Annotated in this window: 14 protein-coding genes; 10 read left to right on the top strand and 4 right to left on the bottom strand. The window is 42.7% G+C overall.

Annotated features, from left to right (window positions below):
* Positions 1-83 precede the first annotated feature (83 nt).
* The 8 genes from mrdA to AC4E96_RS07020 all read left to right on the top strand — a co-directional run bounded on the left by mrdA (position 84) and on the right by AC4E96_RS07020 (position 8,312).
* The gene (gene mrdA / locus AC4E96_RS07055) at positions 84-2,093 is read left to right on the top strand and encodes a penicillin-binding protein 2 (RefSeq protein ID WP_490255335.1); all 2,010 of its coding nucleotides are present in this window, start codon (positions 84-86) and stop codon (positions 2,091-2,093) included.
* Between the two features lie 14 nt (positions 2,094-2,107).
* Positions 2,108-3,226: a rod shape-determining protein RodA gene (gene rodA, locus AC4E96_RS07050; protein WP_488032754.1), complete on the top strand. Its 1,119-nt coding sequence runs from the start codon at positions 2,108-2,110 to the stop codon at positions 3,224-3,226.
* Between the two features lie 88 nt (positions 3,227-3,314).
* Positions 3,315-4,121: a septal ring lytic transglycosylase RlpA family protein gene (locus tag AC4E96_RS07045; protein WP_490255334.1), complete on the top strand. Its 807-nt coding sequence runs from the start codon at positions 3,315-3,317 to the stop codon at positions 4,119-4,121.
* Between the two features lie 80 nt (positions 4,122-4,201).
* Positions 4,202-5,356: a serine hydrolase gene (locus AC4E96_RS07040; protein WP_488032752.1), complete on the top strand. Its 1,155-nt coding sequence runs from the start codon at positions 4,202-4,204 to the stop codon at positions 5,354-5,356.
* 50 nt (positions 5,357-5,406) lie between these two features.
* Positions 5,407-5,679 carry a DUF493 family protein YbeD gene (ybeD, locus tag AC4E96_RS07035; protein ID WP_488032751.1) on the top strand — a complete coding sequence of 91 codons (273 nt, stop codon included), beginning with the start codon at positions 5,407-5,409 and terminating at the stop codon, positions 5,677-5,679.
* A 3-nt stretch (positions 5,680-5,682) separates the two neighbouring features.
* Entirely contained in the window at positions 5,683-6,363 is a 681-nt protein-coding gene (gene lipB / locus AC4E96_RS07030) for a lipoyl(octanoyl) transferase LipB (protein ID WP_488032750.1), read from the top strand.
* The gene (lipA, locus tag AC4E96_RS07025; RefSeq protein ID WP_488032749.1) at positions 6,363-7,334 is read left to right on the top strand and encodes a lipoyl synthase; all 972 of its coding nucleotides are present in this window, start codon (positions 6,363-6,365) and stop codon (positions 7,332-7,334) included. The genes lipB and lipA overlap by 1 nt, the downstream gene beginning before the upstream one ends.
* A 42-nt stretch (positions 7,335-7,376) precedes the next feature.
* Positions 7,377-8,312 carry a M14 family metallopeptidase gene (locus tag AC4E96_RS07020; RefSeq protein WP_490255333.1) on the top strand — a complete coding sequence of 312 codons (936 nt, stop codon included), beginning with the start codon at positions 7,377-7,379 and terminating at the stop codon, positions 8,310-8,312.
* A 259-nt stretch (positions 8,313-8,571) separates the two neighbouring features.
* Here AC4E96_RS07020 and AC4E96_RS07015 read toward each other — a convergent pair whose 3' ends face one another.
* The gene (locus AC4E96_RS07015; protein WP_488032747.1) at positions 8,572-10,266 is read right to left on the bottom strand and encodes an NAD-dependent malic enzyme; all 1,695 of its coding nucleotides are present in this window, start codon (positions 10,264-10,266) and stop codon (positions 8,572-8,574) included.
* A 218-nt stretch (positions 10,267-10,484) separates the two neighbouring features.
* Positions 10,485-12,323 carry an alpha-amylase family glycosyl hydrolase gene (locus tag AC4E96_RS07010; RefSeq protein WP_490255332.1) on the bottom strand — a complete coding sequence of 613 codons (1,839 nt, stop codon included), beginning with the start codon at positions 12,321-12,323 and terminating at the stop codon, positions 10,485-10,487.
* A gap of 248 nt (positions 12,324-12,571) precedes the next feature.
* Here AC4E96_RS07010 and hisF point away from each other — a divergent pair, with 248 nt between their 5' ends.
* On the top strand, positions 12,572-13,345 hold the full coding sequence (gene hisF / locus AC4E96_RS07005; protein WP_490255331.1) for an imidazole glycerol phosphate synthase subunit HisF: 774 nt from the start codon (positions 12,572-12,574) through the stop codon (positions 13,343-13,345).
* A gap of 132 nt (positions 13,346-13,477) precedes the next feature.
* Here the strand turns inward: hisF and AC4E96_RS07000 are convergent, their stop codons facing one another.
* The gene (locus AC4E96_RS07000; RefSeq protein WP_490255330.1) at positions 13,478-14,713 is read right to left on the bottom strand and encodes a PQQ-dependent sugar dehydrogenase; all 1,236 of its coding nucleotides are present in this window, start codon (positions 14,711-14,713) and stop codon (positions 13,478-13,480) included.
* A gap of 62 nt (positions 14,714-14,775) precedes the next feature.
* Positions 14,776-15,594, bottom strand: a complete 819-nt coding sequence (locus tag AC4E96_RS06995) for a DUF3025 domain-containing protein (RefSeq protein WP_490255329.1) — start codon at positions 15,592-15,594, stop codon at positions 14,776-14,778.
* Between the two features lie 145 nt (positions 15,595-15,739).
* Between AC4E96_RS06995 and AC4E96_RS06990 the strand changes: the two genes are divergently transcribed.
* Positions 15,740-17,350, top strand: a complete 1,611-nt coding sequence (locus AC4E96_RS06990) for a M28 family metallopeptidase (RefSeq protein ID WP_488032828.1) — start codon at positions 15,740-15,742, stop codon at positions 17,348-17,350.
* Positions 17,351-17,507 lie beyond the last annotated feature (157 nt).

Here is a 17,507-nt window from a genome sequence, read left to right as displayed (position 1 = left end):
TGACGCAAAGAGTTCAACATTAGCGTTATAGAGTATTGGCAAATAAAATAATAACATAGCTTTACAGGTCATAACGAAGTCAAATGCGCAGACAAAAGCACCATATTCAAAATCATTCCGCAGAAGCAAACCTATTTGCTCGGCGAGCTATTGTTGCGCTTGTTGTGGTGTTTGGCTTGATGTTCGTTTTGATTGCCAATATGTTTTATCTGCAAATAGAGCGATATCAAACCTACCAAACTCGCTCCAACGACAATCGAATTAAGGTTCAACCGATTGCCCCAAATCGCGGTGTCATTCGCGATATTAACGGTAAAATATTGGCAGCCAACGAACCAACGTTTTCCTTAGAGGTCGTCCCTGAAGCGGTTGATGACATGGATGCAACCCTTGATTCTTTGCAAACCATTATTGACATCACAGACGATCAGATAGAGCAATTTAAAGAAGTCATCAAGTATCAACGTCGTTTTAAAAGCATCCCGTTAAAAACCAAGCTAACTCAACAAGAAGTCGCCACTTTCTCAGTGCAACAACATCGCTTTCCTGGTGTGGGTATTGAAGCTCGTCTTACCCGTACCTACCCTTATGCCGATATTATGACTCACGTTATCGGCTATGTCGGTAAGATTAACAAACGTGACCTCAACCGCTTAGAACAAAACGACAAACTTAGTAATTATGCGGCGACTCGCAGTATAGGTAAAATCGGCATTGAACGGTTTTACGAAGATGAGTTACACGGTACAACGGGTAACGAAGAAGTAGAGGTTAATCACCGCAGTCGTGTATTACGACAACTAGATATCGAACCACCACAGCCTGGAACAGACTTACACCTAGCTATTTCCGTTGAGATGCAGGAGTTAGCAAAGAAAGCGCTTGGCAAAAACCGAGGTGCAATAGTCGCTATGGACCCTCGTGATGGCGCCATACTAACCATGTATTCTAATCCAAGTTACGATCCAAACTTGTTTGTCAGTGGCATTTCACAAAAAGATTACAGCGCGATTACCGGTTCGAAAGACAAACCCATGCTCAATCGAGCCACCCAAGGTCAGTACCCTCCGGCATCCACTGTCAAACCGCAAATTGCTTTGCTTGGCCTGGAAAAAAACTTAGTAACACCAACGACGACCGTTTGGGATCCAGGATATTGGAAGTTTCCAAATGTTGAAACTCAACGTGCCTTTCGAGACTGGAAGCCGAGCGGTCATGGTTGGGTCGATTTAAAACACTCTCTTGTTCAGTCCTGTGATATCTATTATTACGATTTGGCGTACCGCTTGGGTATTGACGAGATAAGTCCATTTGGTAAAAAATTTGGTTTTGGCGAATATACGGGTGTAGATATTCACGAAGAAAGTCGAGCCATCATGCCAAGTCGAGAATGGAAAAAAGAGCGAACCCGAAACCCGTGGTATCAAGGAGACACTATTTCGATTGGAATCGGTCAAGGCTACTGGACCGCAACGCCGACACAACTAGCAATGGCGACATCCGTATTGGTCAATCGGGGCGAAGTCATCGAGCCTAAGATCGTAACCGGTAAAACCGTAAACGGCGAATATGTTAATACTCCAATCAAAAAGCGTGAACCGATAAAGCTTTCTAAGTCCTCTCATTGGGACGTCATTTTGGATGCCATGTACGCGACAGTAAATTCACCTGAAGGTACTGCACGAACCGCCTTTGCTGATGCCGTTTATACCAGCGCTGGAAAAACAGGTACGGCTCAGTTATTCAGTTTGGGTGAAGATGAAGAGTACGAAGAAGAAAAAGTCGCGGAAAGAAAACGTGATAACGCTATGTACGTTGGTTTTGCGCCTTACGAAAACCCAACCATTGTTATCGTTGTCGCGGTAGAGAATGCCGGCGGTGGTAGCTCAAATGCAGCACCAATCGCACGTAAAATGATGGACCTGTATTTTGGTTTAGGGCTTGCAGATTTAAGACAAATATCTGATGAAGTTATCGACTTAGCCGAACCAGGACTGTCTGCAGCAGAAACCGCTATTATCAGCTCTGAGCCAATCGGTAAGTCAGTTAAGCCATTGACAACTACCACCAATGCAATAACATACCAACATTAAGGCTAACAAAGGTAATGAACAAAACACTCAACGAGCATCGCAGAAGTTCACTATTCTTTCGATTTCATATCGATATGCCCTTAATGCTCGGCATTTTAACCTTAATGAGTTTGAGCTTGTTTGTCGTCTATAGTGCCGGTGGTCAAAATTTCGATATGGTCATTCGCCAAATGGTTCGAATGGGAATTGGGCTTGGTGTCATGTTAATGGTGGCACAAATATCCCCCTTTACGTTTCAAAAATGGGCGCCACACATCTTTGCAGTTGGTGTCATTTTATTAGTGGCGGTACTGTTAGTCGGTGATATGGGTAAAGGTGCTCAACGATGGTTAAACCTTGGCTTTATGCGCTTTCAGCCCTCTGAAATAATGAAGCTATCATTACCTATGATGGTGGCGTGGTTTTTAAGTAAATATACTTTACCGCCTAATTTAAAGAATACGTTAATTGGCTTTGTTCTCATCGCAATTCCCACATTACTGATTGCTCGACAACCTGATTTAGGTACTTCCCTACTCGTCGCAAGTAGTGGCTTTTTTGTCATCTTCCTGGGCGGATTAAGTATCAAGTTCTTACTCTTTTTAGCTGGAGCTGTTGGGGCCTTCTTACCAATACTTTGGTTTTATTTAATGCATGGTTACCAAAAGCAAAGGGTTTTGACGTTTTTAAATCCTGAGAGCGATCCTCTAGGTTCAGGCTATCACATCATTCAATCCAAAATTGCCATTGGTTCTGGTGGCATTGAGGGTAAAGGTTGGCTGCAAGGAACTCAATCACAACTAGAGTTTTTGCCAGAACGTCATACTGATTTTATCTTCTCGGTTTTCAGTGAAGAGTTTGGTTTTGTTGGCGTACTTTTATTACTCGCCGTTTACGCGTTTATTATTATTCGAGGGCTTATTATTGCTGTTCGAGCACAAGAAGCGTTTACCAAACTATTGGCCGGCAGCTTAACCCTGACATTTTTTGTTTACTTGTTTGTTAATATCGGCATGGTTTCGGGCTTGTTACCGGTAGTGGGCGTTCCCCTACCATTAATGAGTTATGGCGGCACCTCAATCGTGACCTTGATGGCGAGTTTTGGTATGTTAATGGCGATTGCAACCAATAAGCGCTTGTTGGCTAGCAGTTAATATTTCAAAGGTTAAAAACTATTTCCGTTTAAATAAACGTTTAGTTTTGGTTTCTCAGTTTAAGTTATTAATAATAAAGCTAATAAAAATGACATTACGCAATTTTACTTTTGGTTCGGAATTAAGACTCCCTTTTTATCGCTCTGCGGTGTTGGTTAGCACATTGTTTTTAACTGCCTGTATAAGTAATGGGCGTTATGCTGACAAATACGACAGTGCGCCTGTGCGTCCACCGACGATGACAGAACAACAAGACCCAGAAGTTACCTTAGACCCGATAGGCCGCGGCAATATGCCGTATAAAGTTTTTGGTAAAAGTTATACACCGATGACAGAACGCAAGCCTTTCAAACAAAGAGGGACAGCGTCATGGTACGGTAAAAAGTTTCATGGCCACCACACCTCAAATGGCGAAATTTACAATATGTTTGGCATGTCGGCGGCTCATAAAACACTTCCACTACCAAGTTATATCAAAGTAACCAACCTAAAAAACAACAAGTCCGCGATTGTTCGAGTTAATGACCGCGGCCCCTTTCACGGTGATCGAATATTAGACCTGTCCTACTCTGCTGCATATAAACTTGGCGTGTATGACTCGGGAACTGCGGAAGTCGAAATTGAATTAATTATTCCTGAAGTGGAACCATATCAACCTGAAAGTAGTCTATATCAGGTCACTTTAAAGGGCTTTGAAGATGAAACCAGTGCTAACGAGTCGTTAAAAGGCTTATCACTGATGCTTCATCAACAAGCCAAAGTGTTGTTAAAAGAAAAACAGCACCAGCTCGTATTTGGTCCATTTGAAGAAAAAACAGAAGCCGATGACTTACTCCAAAAAATTAAGGAGTTTGGCTTTCAAACTGTCGATGTAGAACGTGTTTTGGCTCCATAAACTGGACACTTAGTGTTCCTATATGGATAATACGCGCTCAAAAATTTTTAAACCAGTAACCTTAAAATGAATGGAATAAAATGAAAAAATTTCTTATCTCTTTGGTCAGCATTGCGTCCCTCACTCTTTCATTGGTAGCTGAAGCAAAGGTTCTCGTCCCAAACCCGCCTTCAATCAATGCAAAAGCGTATATCCTAATTGATGCTGATACAGGTAAAGTCATTGCCGAAAGTAATGCCGATGAGCAGTTAAACCCGGCAAGTTTAACAAAAATGATGACAAGCTATGTTATTGGTCAAGAAATTGCGAAAGGTAACATTGCATTAACTGACATGGTTACGGTTAGCCGTAATGCATGGGCGAAGAACTTCCCTGAGTCATCTAAAATGTTCATTGAAGTTGGTAAAGAAGTATCTGTTGCCGACCTAAACCGCGGTATCATAATCCAATCAGGTAATGACGCTTGTGTTGCGATGGCCGAGCACATTGCCGGAAGTGAAGAGCAGTTTGCTCAGTTAATGAACCTATACGGCGACGAAATTGGCTTACAAAACACTCATTTTGTAAACAGTCACGGCTTAACTGCAGAGGGTCACCTATCTACCGCTCGTGATATGGCGCTTTTGGGCCAAGCGCTGATTAATGACGTACCTGAAGAGTACGCCATTTACAAAGAAAAAGACTTTACTTACAACAACATCTCGCAAATTAATCGCAACTCTTTACTTTGGGACAAAAGCTTAAATGTTGACGGAATAAAAACCGGACACACACAAGCTGCCGGGTATTCACTAGTAGCATCTGCCGTAGAAGGCGACATGCGTTTGATTTCAGTTGTAATGGGTGCAAGCAGCCAACGAGCTCGTAAAGTCGAGAGTAAAAAGCTACTTAGCTATGGTTTCCGTTTCTTCGAGACATTGACTGCATATGAAGCAGGTACTGAATTTGCCAAACAACGTATCTACATGGGTGACAAAGACCAAGTCCGCCTGGGCATCAACCAAAGCTCTGCAATCACGATTCCTCGTGGTTACCGTGAAAAATTAAAAGCGTCTTTCACGCTTGATAAACCGCTTGAAGCCCCAATCAACAAAGGTGAAGTCGTAGGTACTTTAACTATAAAGATTGAAGATGACGTAGTGACAACTTACCCTCTTGTTGCCCTTGATCAGGTAAATGAAGGGAGCTTATTTAAGCGCTTGTCGGACTACGTTCGTAAAAAGTTTGAGTTATAATTTAACAATTGCAGTACAAGTCTAGGGAAGACTTTCAAAAAGGGTAAAAAATGACAGTAAAAGACACTAAATTTGATGAATTGTTAGACTTCCCATGTCGCCAAACATTCAAAGTGATGGGGTTGGCGCAAGAAGACTTGACGACCAAAATCGTAGAAGTGTTGCAAGAAATTGCACCAGGCGATTTCGCCCCAAAAGTTAAACCTAGCGCCAAGGGTAACTATCACTCTGTTTCTATCGCTGTTACCGTAACGAGTAAAGAGCACATGGAGTTGGTATACAACGAACTTGGCGCGATTGATATTGTTCGAGTTGTCCTTTAAGGCATGAGCGACATTAACCACCAAATTATCATCCGAGACATCGACTCGGGTGACTACCAAACCATTTGGCAAGCGATGCAGAACTTTACCGATCTGCGTGACGAAAACGTGGTTGATGAATTATGGGTCGTAGAGCACGACCCAGTTTTCACTCAAGGCCAAGCTGGTAAAGAAGAACACCTCCTAAACCCAGGCGACATTCCCATTGTCAAAGTCGACCGTGGTGGTCAAGTTACCTACCACGGACCAGGCCAACTCGTTATTTACCTGCTTATTAATCTACGCCGCAAAAAAATCGGGGTTCGAGACCTCGTTACGCTAATAGAAGAAAGCATTGTCGAAATGCTCAATGCCTTTGGTATCAATGCCTATGCAAAAAAAGACGCCCCGGGTGTCTACATCGACGAAAAGAAAGTTGCATCCCTAGGCTTAAGAGTAAGACGTGGGTGCAGTTTCCATGGATTAGCCTTGAATGTGGATATGGACTTAGCGCCTTTCTTGCGAATTAACCCATGTGGCTATGCGGGTTTGGAGATGGTTCAAACCAGTCAAATAAATGGCCCTCAAACTATTGAAGCCGCAGCCAAGCCGTTAACTCGCATTCTTGCTGATAAATTATCAGCCACCGAAATTGAATATAAAAGCGGTCTACCAACACCGTTTTTAAACGAAAAGAGAGCATAATGACTACAGTTAAGACGTCAAAATTAGAAGCCGGTGTCAAACTTCGTGACGCTGAAAAAATGGCCCTCATCCCAGTTAAAATCATGCCTTCTGAACGTGACACTATGTTGCGTAAACCAGATTGGTTAAAGATCCGATTACCTAAGTCGAGTGAAAAAATCGACAACATCAAAAAAGCAATGCGTAGCCAAGGTCTGAGCTCAGTTTGTGAAGAGGCGTCATGCCCTAATCTTCCTGAATGTTTCAACCACGGTACAGCAACCTTTATGATTTTGGGTGATATTTGTACCCGTCGTTGTCCTTTCTGTGACGTTGCGCACGGGCGCCCTTTACCGCCTAACGCTCAAGAACCAGAAAAACTAGCCCTTACCATCAAAGAAATGGGCTTAAAATACGTGGTAATTACGTCGGTTGACCGTGATGATTTGAGAGATGGTGGTGCACAACACTTTGCTGACTGTGTAAAAGCAATTCGCGAACACAACCCAGGCATTAAAGTTGAAATCCTAGTTCCTGATTTCCGTGGTCGTATGGACAAAGCCCTGGAGATTCTATCAACAGCGCCACCAGATGTGTTTAACCACAACTTAGAAACCGCACCACGCATGTACCGTTTGGCTCGCCCTGGTGCTAACTACAAATGGTCACTTGAGTTACTTAAAAAGTTCAAGCAGATGCACCCTGAAGTAGATACTAAGTCTGGTTTGATGGTAGGTCTTGGCGAAAACAATGATGAAATTATTGAAGTTCTAAAAGACTTACGTGAACACGACGTTGACATGTTAACCATTGGTCAATATTTACAGCCAAGCAAACACCACCTGCCAGTTGAGCGTTATGTGCCACCAGCTGAGTTTGACTTGTTCAAAGCTGAGGCCGACAAATTAGGCTTCAAACACGCGGCATCAGGACCGTTTGTTCGCTCAAGTTATCACGCCGACAAACAAGCAGCAGGTGAAGAAGTTAAATAACTTCGAATGCTTAATAACGAATAGCAACAAGGACTGAAAACAATGACAGAACAAGCTTATCCAATCGGCACTCCTGGCAAAAAATGGGGTGATGAAGAAAAGCAGCAATGGTTAGCGAAGCAACGTGTACAACGCTCTTATCAAGAGGAAGTCGTTGCAAAGTTAGCAAAACTTCCTGCTCATTTTGAAACGGAACAATACGGCCAACTCAACTACGCTGACTTACCATTTGTCATTGATGCAGATAATTATCCGCTTTTTGTTATTAAGTCAGTTCAATGGGATGACACTCGCCCAACAGTTGTCATCACAGGCGGTGTTCATGGCTATGAAACCAGTGGTGTACAAGGTGCACTTCAGTTTGCCTTAAATGACGCCGCTGATTATCTACAAGATTTTAATTTTATTATTGCACCTTGTGTGAGTCCTTGGGGTTACGAAACGATCAATCGTTGGAACCCCTTAGCCATCGACCCTAATCGTTCATTTTTTGACGGTTCTGGCGCTAAAGAGTCAACTCAACTACTTGATTATCTCAAGGCCAAAAACATTAAACCTGTTTGCCACGTTGATTTACATGAGACAACGGACACTGATAATTCAGAATTTAGACCAGCGCTAGCCGCTCGTGATGCTATTGAGCAAAAAAACTGGAATATCCCTGACGGTTTTTACCTTGTTGCGGATGCTCAATCACCTGAATTCGACTTTCAAAAAGCAATTATCGAGTCTGTTGAAAAGATCACTCATATTGCCCCTGCTGACGCGGATGGCAAACTTATCGGCGTGCCACTGCAACAAGAAGGTGTCATTGAATATGATGCCAAGCCACTAGGTTTGTGTATGGGCTTAACAGACGCTCAATACAAAACAACGACAGAAGTTTACCCTGATAGCCCTAAGGTAGACGCGCAAAACTGTAATGACGCGCAAGTAGCAGCGATTACAGGGGCATTAAACTTTATTAAATCACAGTAACACTGTTGCTTCAGCTTAAAGCCTTAATGCGTTTTGCTGTAAGCCCACTCGTTTTTTTAGCAGCTGTAATTAGTTACTAATGTTGATCTAAAAATAGCAGTAGAGTTTAGGCGTGATAGTAAAAAAAACAGCTTCAATTGAAGCTGTTTTTTTGTGTGTGACTAAAACTATAACTTTAATCAAAGCGCCTTATTTCGGCGCTTCATAATTGCGCATGTTTAAGTCTTAACCAGCCAATTTTGGGGTCATTAAGTTTACGTTAAGCACTAACGCGCTTGTATGGACGGTACTCTGGGTTCCAGTAGTTGCGCTCAATACGCTCAGCTAACTCTTCATCACTAATCGTCAAGGCGTGGCCTTGTTCCATTGCGACTTTTGCAACGTTAAAGGCAATTTTTCGACTGAGAGAAGGTAGGTCAACCAAATCAGGCAATAATGCCCCTTGCCCTTTGTTTACTAACGGTGAGTTTTCCGCGAGCGTTTCACTCGACGCCATGATCATTTCATCAGAAATAACTCTAGCGCCTACTGCTACTACACCTAAGCCGATACCTGGGAAAATATACGCGTTATTACATTGCGCAATATCATAAGTTTGGCCATTGAAGGTGATTTCGCCAAATGGACTACCTGTCGCAACAATTGCATCGCCATTTGTCCATTCAATCACCTGCTCTGGACGAGCTTCAATTTGTTTAATTGGGTTACTCAATGGGAAAACAATTGGTTGATTGTCAGCATTGTACATAGCGGTAATTGCGTCTTTGGTGAATAAGCCTGGGACACCCGAAACACCGATTAAAATACCAGGTTTAGCATTCTCAATCGTTTCTTGTAACGTTGCATATTCACCTGAGATTGACCAGTCCGATAACTCTGATGGTGAATGTGCTAAGGCTTGTTGGAAATCTCTCAGACCTGACATGCCATCTGTTACTAAGCCATGACGGTCAATCATGAAGACTTTTGCTCGCGCTTCTTCATCAGACAAACCTTCGGCACGCATTTGCATAATGATCTGTTCAGCGATACCACAACCTGCTGAACCAGCACCGACAAAAGTGACGTTTTGTTCTGAAAGCTTTTTACCTTTTTTACGACAGGCCGCTAAAAGCGTACCTACAGTCACCGCTGCTGTACCTTGGATATCATCATTAAAACAACAAACGCGGTCGCGATAGCGTTTTAATAATGGCATCGCATTAGGCTGGGCAAAGTCTTCAAACTGAATCATCACACCAGGCCAACGTTTTTGCGCAGCAACAATAAAGCGTTCAACAAACTTGTCGTATTCTTCTTGGCCAATTCGCTTGTGACGCTCACCCATATACATAGGGTCGTTCAGTAACTTCTCGTTGTTTGTACCTACATCTAGAGTAATAGGCATAGTGTAAGCTGGACTAATACCGCCACACGCGGTGTACAGCGATAACTTACCAATTGGAATACCCATACCACCAATACCTTGGTCACCTAAACCTAGAATACGCTCGCCGTCTGTCACAACAATCACTTTAACTTTGTGTTTTGTGGCGTTGCGCAAGATCTCATCCATTTGATCACGCTCGGTGTACGAAATAAACAAGCCACGGTTGCTGCGATAAATATCTGAGAACTTCTCACACGCATCACCTACCGTCGGTGTGTAAATGATTGGCATCATTTCGGCTATATGTTGATTAACCAACTTAAAGAACAACGTCTCGTTGCTATCTTGAATCGCACGTAGGTAAATGTGTTTATTGATCGGCTCTTGGAAGCTCGAGTACTGCATATAAGCACGTTCAACCTGCTCATCAATGGTCTCGTAACGAGGCGGTAGTAGCCCCATTAAGTTAAAGTTGGTACGTTCTTCTTTAGAGAAAGCAGTACCTTTGTTGAGCAGTGGCGTCTCGATAAGCGCCGGGCCAGCGTAATGAATATAAAGCGGACTTTTTAGTGATTCTTGGCTCATAGTGATCCCGATATGAAGGTGGGTCGGATGTTTTTGATTTGTCCCACATTTTACGTTTAAAAACCGTCAATGTGAAAGCATAGTAGAGGATTAAACAAAAGTTAAATCACTGGTAATACCTGTTAGGACAATCAGTTACAAAAAAAGCGCAGAATTTCTGCGCTTTTCGTTTAATGTAACACCACTGGTCTTACATGATGGGTTTTACCTTACTGACTTTACTTTAGAATGACCAAGCTCAGAGGCGGTAACGTAACCTCAAATTGAGCAATAGAAATTGTGTCAGAGACGGCATTTGCATCATATAGTCCATTGTCTGTATCTGCATAAACAACCGATAAATCGGTTGCTGGTGCAGTAAACGTCATGTCCATTGACGATGATGAGTTATATACAACGAAATAACGCTCACCCGACTCAAGCGTACGGCTAATAGCAAAGATTCCAGGCTTCTCATCTGCAAACAATACTTCTTGTTTACCCTTTCTCAGCGCTTCATGTGCATGATATACCTCAGCATATTCCGCTAGTTTTAGGTAAATTGGGTGCGTTTGATCAAAGTTGTTATCGGCGGTCGTTTTGTCAGTACCATATAAGTTGTTGTCGTTATATTCTGGTGTCACAGACGGCATCATGTCTTCACGTGCACCACGGTCACCACCGTCACCGGTAAAGCCTTGCTCGTCACCGTAATAAACCACTGGAATACCGCGTCCAAAATACATTAGAGAATTTGATAACAATGCACGACGAATTTTTTCTTCTTCGCTCGCTTCAGGCATTGCTTGGTCTAATGTATAACCAAGACGGCCTACATCGTGGTTACTAACAAAGTTCATTAGGTAGTCAGCCGAGCTATTATGATCGTTATAAAGAACGTCGTTACTGAATAGGTCTGCTAGGTTGTCAGTCCCTTTACCATAGGCAAACACATCTTTAGTGCGGTATTGGAATGCAAAATCCAGTACCGAAGGGATATCACCTGTCGTCGTAAATGAGCTTAACTCTTTAGGGTCGCCAGAATATACTTCACCAAATACAAAGAAGTTTGGAATGCCTTGCTCTTTAGCAAAGTCGATGATCGCCGGCGTAAACTCTTGCCAAAACTCGATGTTGACGTGTTTAACCGTATCGATTCTGAAGCCATCTGGCTTAAACTCTTTGATGATATTGTTGAAGATATCAATCATACCTTTGACGACTTCTGGGTTGTCTGTATCGATATCATCAAGACCCATGAAGTCGCCGTAGATTGAGTTTTCACCCTGCCACGTACTGTCACCTTGGTTGTGGTAATACTTAGGATCATTCAACCAAGCAGGTGTTTTAAGATTTTCATGGCCCTCAGGAATAAATGGTGTATAGCCTTTTCCTGCTGCTTTATCTGCAAGGCTCACGTACTTACAAAGCTGGCTGTCAGTACTAAACTGAGGTTTACCTTCACCGTGACACTCTTCATATTTGATGACGTCGGCCGTGTGATTAGTAATGATGTCAAAAAAGACTTTGATGTTTTTGGCGTGCGCCGCATCAATAAATTCTTTTAAGTCGGCGTTTGTGCCTAAATGCGGGTCAATTTCGGTAAAGTCTAGTGGCCAGTAACCGTGATAACCAGATGAGTCACCTTGTACCGCTTGGTTGCGCAAAATCGGTGTTAACCAAATCGCAGAAATGCCCATGTCCTTAAGATAATCTAGATTTTTAGTTAGACCTTTAATATCACCACCGTGGTAGTGACCCGTACTTGTTGGATCAAACCCACCAGAGCTTTCTTTAATCGTTTTAGAGCCCAAATCATTGCTCGGATCACCATTATCAAAACGGTCCGGCATAACGAAATAAAACACATCGTCTCTTACGTCACGTTTCAAATAATGCTCACTGAATTGAGCGGCATTTTTTGCCGATGTTTTAACAGCTGCGACTTCCGATGTTGGTACTGCAGACGATGTCGTCGTTTCATTACCGCCACAAGCGACAAGTACCGATAAAGCAGCACCGGTCATGGCGACTTTTAATGAAGTCATAGAAGGTAAAAGATTTCGCGAAACTTTCATTGTTATTGTTATCCTGTTGTCAAACATGAAGGATTATTCATTCTTGTTAATTATTGCTAACATAACCAATGAAGCAGGCTTTTTAAATCAATTCTGGTCTGGAAACCTATGACTACGTATGCACCTTTAGTTCACCGCGTCAGTCTTACAACCAAACTTGACACAACTAGAGTCTTCACTCTACATTACGGCCCTATTTTATAGGTTTAAACCTTCATAATTAATCAGTACAAAAAAGAGAACGCCCTATGTTAGCCAAGCGCATAATTCCTTGTTTAGATGTCAAAGACGGTAAAGTGGTAAAAGGTGTGCAGTTTAGAAACCATGAAACCATAGGTGATATCGTTCCTTTAGCCGAGCGTTATGCGCAAGAAGGCGCTGACGAGCTGGTTTTTTATGATATTACTGCATCAAGTGACACACGTGTTGTTGATAAAAGCTGGGTGAGCCGAATCGCACAAGTTATCGATATTCCGTTTTGTGTAGCAGGCGGAATAAAAACCGTTGAACAGGCGGGGGAAATCCTAGCCATGGGTGCAGACAAAATTTCAATCAACAGCCCTGCACTGATGGACCCAGAACTTATCACTAAATTACACGATACTTATGGCCAGCAATGTGTGGTTGTGGGTATTGACTCATACTTCAACAAAGAAACCGGCGAATACGAAGTGTATCAATTCACTGGTGATGAATCTCGTACCTTAAACTCTGGTCGCAAAACAGCGGACTGGGTAAAAGAAGTTCAAGAGCGCGGTGCTGGTGAGATTGTTTTAAACTGTATGAACCAAGACGGTGTACGTCAAGGCTATGACTTAGAGCAATTAAAGCTAATTAGAGACGTCTGTAAGGTCCCTCTCATTGCATCAGGTGGTGCGGGTGAAATGGTCCACTTTAGAGACGCATACCAACAAGCTGGTGTCGATGGTGCCTTGGCCGCATCGGTCTTCCACAAAAACATTATTGATATTCAAGACCTAAAAACATACTTAATTGGTGAAGGCGTTTCGATTCGTCGTTAAGCTGCAAGGAAAAAGCCTGAAGTTTTGGCCCGGAAAAGGCTAGCGCAAAGGTCACGTAAAGTGGCCTCCACATCAAATGATGAACATAAAAAAAAGAGAGCTGAGCTCTCTTTTTTAGTTTTTAAATACCAATTATTTACTGATACGAATCAATTTGCCGCTGTCAGTAACAATCAATAGTTGACCTTCATCCGACTCAACGATGTCGCGTAGACGTTCTTTTTGATCTTTAAAGAATGTCCATTGATTCACTGGCATCCAAGCGCCCTTTGCGTAATCCTGGCTGTCTTTGTCTGCTTTTGTCGCTGCTGTTTTCATTAGTTCAACAACGCGAATTTCCTGAAACTTTAACGACGTGTTGACGACTTTGCCTTTTAGTTCTGGGAACAAGTCACCTTCATAAACCAACATTGAAGATGGCGCAATTGACGGCGTCCAGTTCACTAACGGTTGCTGCATACCTGGTAATGCTGTGTGCTCAGTAATTTCACTTCCTGAGTAATCAATACCGTAGGTGATTTTTGGCCAACCGTAGTTTAAATCAGGGTGAATAATATTAATCTCATCACCGCCTTTTGGTCCGTGTTCGTTTGACAATAACAATCCCGTGTTCTTGTCATAGTACATCCCTTGTGGGTTGCGATGGCCATAAGAATAAATTTCTGGCTTGATTGACGAGTCTGACTTAGCAGCCTTCACATAAGGATTGTCACTTGGTACAGAGCCGTCATCATTAATACGAACAACTTTACCAAAATGGTTGTCTAACGTTTGTGCCTTGTCCATATGGGTATAACCATCGCCGACACCAAACACTAGAGTACCATCAGGCATAAAGACCAATCGACCCGCAAAATGATAACCAGCGGCTTTAAACGGTTGGGCCGTGAAAATGTCTTTTTTGTTCTCTAACGAAAACTCGGTAATTTTACCGTTACCATCACGTTTGACTGTTACTTCAGCAGTAGATAGACGCGTTGCATTTTTTAATCGGTGACCAGCAGCATAAGTAAAGTAAACTCGATTATTTTCACTAAAATTAGGGTGCGCCAACACATCCAACATACCGCCTTGTCCTGACTCAAAAACAAAGTCAGTGAACATCGTATCAGCGTCTGTCATTGTATTGTTTTTGTTGTCCCAAATACGGACCTTACCGTCGCGCTCAGTAATAACAAAAAGGTCATTCGGTAACTTTGCGATTCCCCAAGGCTTGTGTAGACCGTCATTCAATACTGTCGAGCTAAATGTCCAATTAAGAGGAGCCGCCGCTTTAGCTTCAGAGGCGACTACTTTAGTTGGAGTAAACGCCATTATTGATGCGCAAACTGCCGCGCTCGTTATAAGTTTAGTAACTAAGTTTTGCATAAGGGTCTCCGTATTTACGCAAGTTCTTTCTAGTTTTAAAGGCATTGTTATTAGAAATAGCGCTAGCGCTTAGGTCTAAAGTAATCTGTATTATTGTAGTAGTTTCTATCTTCATTATCTGTATGCCACTTCGGTACACCTAATAATGGTAACGGTGACATCTTCGAATTATCGTTTAACAATCCGTTATCCAATAAAGCATTGAGCTTTTGGTCAATTAAGCGGTACTGAACATTTTTAGGTAAACCAAGTATCTCCGCACTTGAGTCAATCACCACCCACTTGCCAGTAAGTCCAACAAAAGGCTTTGTCAGCATTTCATAGTTAGCATGACCAAACTGATAAACCGCGACACCTTCGCTGCTTGCTTGATGCCACAACTCTCGATTTTGCCAAAACGCCTCGTCCCATTGATGGTTTCGAAGCTGCTCTAACAGTTGTTGGTTTTTAGTAACAATGACCACTCCACACTCATCAAATAACGTGAGCGCATTTCGTAGCTTTGAGCGTTCTTGTGCTCCGTTACTACGAATATCTTTGACGTGAAGTTCATTAATTTTGGCTTTGGAAAGTGGAAACATGCTCCAAACGAGTGCGCCAAAAATATCGTGCCATGACTCTTTTCTTGTTGGAACTTGGCCTGTGTCGAAAATCTGAGTTTCGTAATCTACCGCGGAGTAGTCTTTGTTTGGGTCTTGTTCTACGAACTGGATGGCTTTGTCGTTATTATTCATAACGTCATAAGGCAATAGAGAATCGAGGGCGGCACAGCTTGGCCATTGTTGCCACTCATCAAATGCAGTCATGTGATTGATATCATCAAAACAACCTTGCTCGGCAAATTCGGTTGTCCAATGAGTAAAACTTGAAAACTTTTTCATCTAACCTCTAAAAATTGTGAATAGATTCGTCAGTTGGCCACGTTCGCTCTCGAAATCGAACCAAACTTAGAATATAGTCAGAGTGTTACCGGTTATCATACCGCACCAAGAGCAATCTTTTAAATTTAAAAGGGAAAGAATAATGATAAAAAGAATCGCGGCCCTTACATTGTTGGCAACCGCACCAGTAATGTCGGCCGACAAAGATTTTGATAAAGCTTATCAATCAATAACCGAGGCTGATTTAAGCGCTCATGTTAAAGAAATTGCAGACGATAAGTATATGGGTCGTTTACCAACAGGCCCAGGCGAAAAATTATTGTTGGACTACCTAACAAAACAATTCAAGAGCTATGGTTTTAAGCCTGGTAATGGCGACAGTTTTTTACAGCCTGTTGATTTGTTAGAAATCACCGCATCTGAAGACCAAGTGCTAGAAATTGGCGGCAACAAATATAAATACCGTGAACAAATGGTCATGGGCACCAGCCGAAGCAGTGAGCTAGAACAACTGAAAGACTCAGAACTAGTTTTTGTTGGCTATGGCATCAACGCACCAGAGTACGGCTGGAATGACTACGAAGGCATCGACATGAAAGGCAAAACAGCCGTTATTCTTGTTAATGATCCGGGTTATGAGTCTGGCGACGAATCAAAATTCCAAGGCACAACCATGACCTACTACGGTCGTTGGACCTACAAATATGAAGAAGCCAGCCGTCAAGGTGCGGCCGGTGCCATTATCGTTCACGAAACTGCACCAGCATCATATCCATGGACAGTGGTAGAAAACTCATGGACTGGTCCTCAATACGGCCTATTCAAAGCCGATGGGAACAAAGACAGAGTCAACGTCGAAGGTTGGATTCAACGTGACGTTGCCCTTGAGTTATTCAAACAAGCCGGACTTGATTTTGATGCACTTAAGAAAAAAGCCATGGCAGCACCATTTAATGCGGACCTTGGTGACTTAACCGCTTCGGTAACCGTTAAATCTAAAGTGAAGAAGTCAACCAGTTACAACTTCATCGCAACTCTTCCTGGTTCTGAGCGCCCTGATGAGCACATCATCTATTCGGCACACTGGGACCACATCGGTGTTGATGAGTCTAAAAAAGGTGACCAAATTTATAACGGTGCCCACGATAACGCGACAGGTATCGGTGGAATGTTAGAGATTGCTCAAGCCTTCTCAAAGCTAGATAAAGCACCAGAGCGTAGCGTGACTATGCTTGCGGTTACAGCTGAAGAACAAGGTTTATTAGGCTCTAAATACTACGCACAAAACCCAGTTATCCCACTTAAAAATACAGTGGCTAACATCAACATGGATAGCTTAAACGTGTTGGGCCGTGTAAAAGAGGTCAACGTACAAGGTCTGGGTAAATCAGACATGGACGAGTACTTAGCCAATGCAGCTAAAAAGCAAAACCGTACGTTAGCAGTTGGTGAGAACCCATCAGCAGGTTATTACTACCGCTCAGATCACTTTAACTTTGCAAAAGTCGGTGTACCTGCTCTTTATGCCGGTGGTGGTGTAACACCAATCGATGAGGCAACAGCGAACTACCGCAAAAAAATGCAACTAATTGTTCGTGGTTGTTACCACCAGCCGTGTGACAAATACCGTGAGAGCTGGGACTTAAGCGGTGCGGTTCAAGACGTTCAGTTGTTCTTTGATGTTGGTGAGCAAGTAGCAAACAGCCCAGTATGGCCTCAATGGTCAAAAACAGCTGAGTTCAAACGTCAGAAATAATTTCTGAGTTAGCGAACTAGCCTGTTAAACCATCTATAAAAATTAAAGCCCGTTGCAGTGTGATTGTTGCAACGGGCTTTTTAATGTCAGAGCTTCCTTTAGCTAACACATTACAATTCAGAACGTCAGCTTAATCCATTTGCTTTAATGTTTTATA

This window comes from Psychrosphaera sp., assembly GCF_982872775.1.
The sequence above is the reverse complement of the archived record's forward strand: the minus strand, read 5'-3'. Positions and strand labels throughout refer to the sequence as shown.

Coding starts and splice junctions, on each gene's coding strand:
- mrdA (WP_490255335.1), top strand. CDS start 84: ATGCGCAGACAAAAGCACCATATTCAAAATCATTCCGCAGAAGCAAAC.
- rodA (WP_488032754.1), top strand. CDS start 2,108: ATGAACAAAACACTCAACGAGCATCGCAGAAGTTCACTATTCTTTCGA.
- AC4E96_RS07045 (WP_490255334.1), top strand. CDS start 3,315: ATGACATTACGCAATTTTACTTTTGGTTCGGAATTAAGACTCCCTTTT.
- AC4E96_RS07040 (WP_488032752.1), top strand. CDS start 4,202: ATGAAAAAATTTCTTATCTCTTTGGTCAGCATTGCGTCCCTCACTCTT.
- ybeD (WP_488032751.1), top strand. CDS start 5,407: ATGACAGTAAAAGACACTAAATTTGATGAATTGTTAGACTTCCCATGT.
- lipB (WP_488032750.1), top strand. CDS start 5,683: ATGAGCGACATTAACCACCAAATTATCATCCGAGACATCGACTCGGGT.
- lipA (WP_488032749.1), top strand. CDS start 6,363: ATGACTACAGTTAAGACGTCAAAATTAGAAGCCGGTGTCAAACTTCGT.
- AC4E96_RS07020 (WP_490255333.1), top strand. CDS start 7,377: ATGACAGAACAAGCTTATCCAATCGGCACTCCTGGCAAAAAATGGGGT.
- AC4E96_RS07015 (WP_488032747.1), bottom strand. CDS start 10,266: ATGAGCCAAGAATCACTAAAAAGTCCGCTTTATATTCATTACGCTGGC.
- AC4E96_RS07010 (WP_490255332.1), bottom strand. CDS start 12,323: ATGAAAGTTTCGCGAAATCTTTTACCTTCTATGACTTCATTAAAAGTC.
- hisF (WP_490255331.1), top strand. CDS start 12,572: ATGTTAGCCAAGCGCATAATTCCTTGTTTAGATGTCAAAGACGGTAAA.
- AC4E96_RS07000 (WP_490255330.1), bottom strand. CDS start 14,713: ATGCAAAACTTAGTTACTAAACTTATAACGAGCGCGGCAGTTTGCGCA.
- AC4E96_RS06995 (WP_490255329.1), bottom strand. CDS start 15,594: ATGAAAAAGTTTTCAAGTTTTACTCATTGGACAACCGAATTTGCCGAG.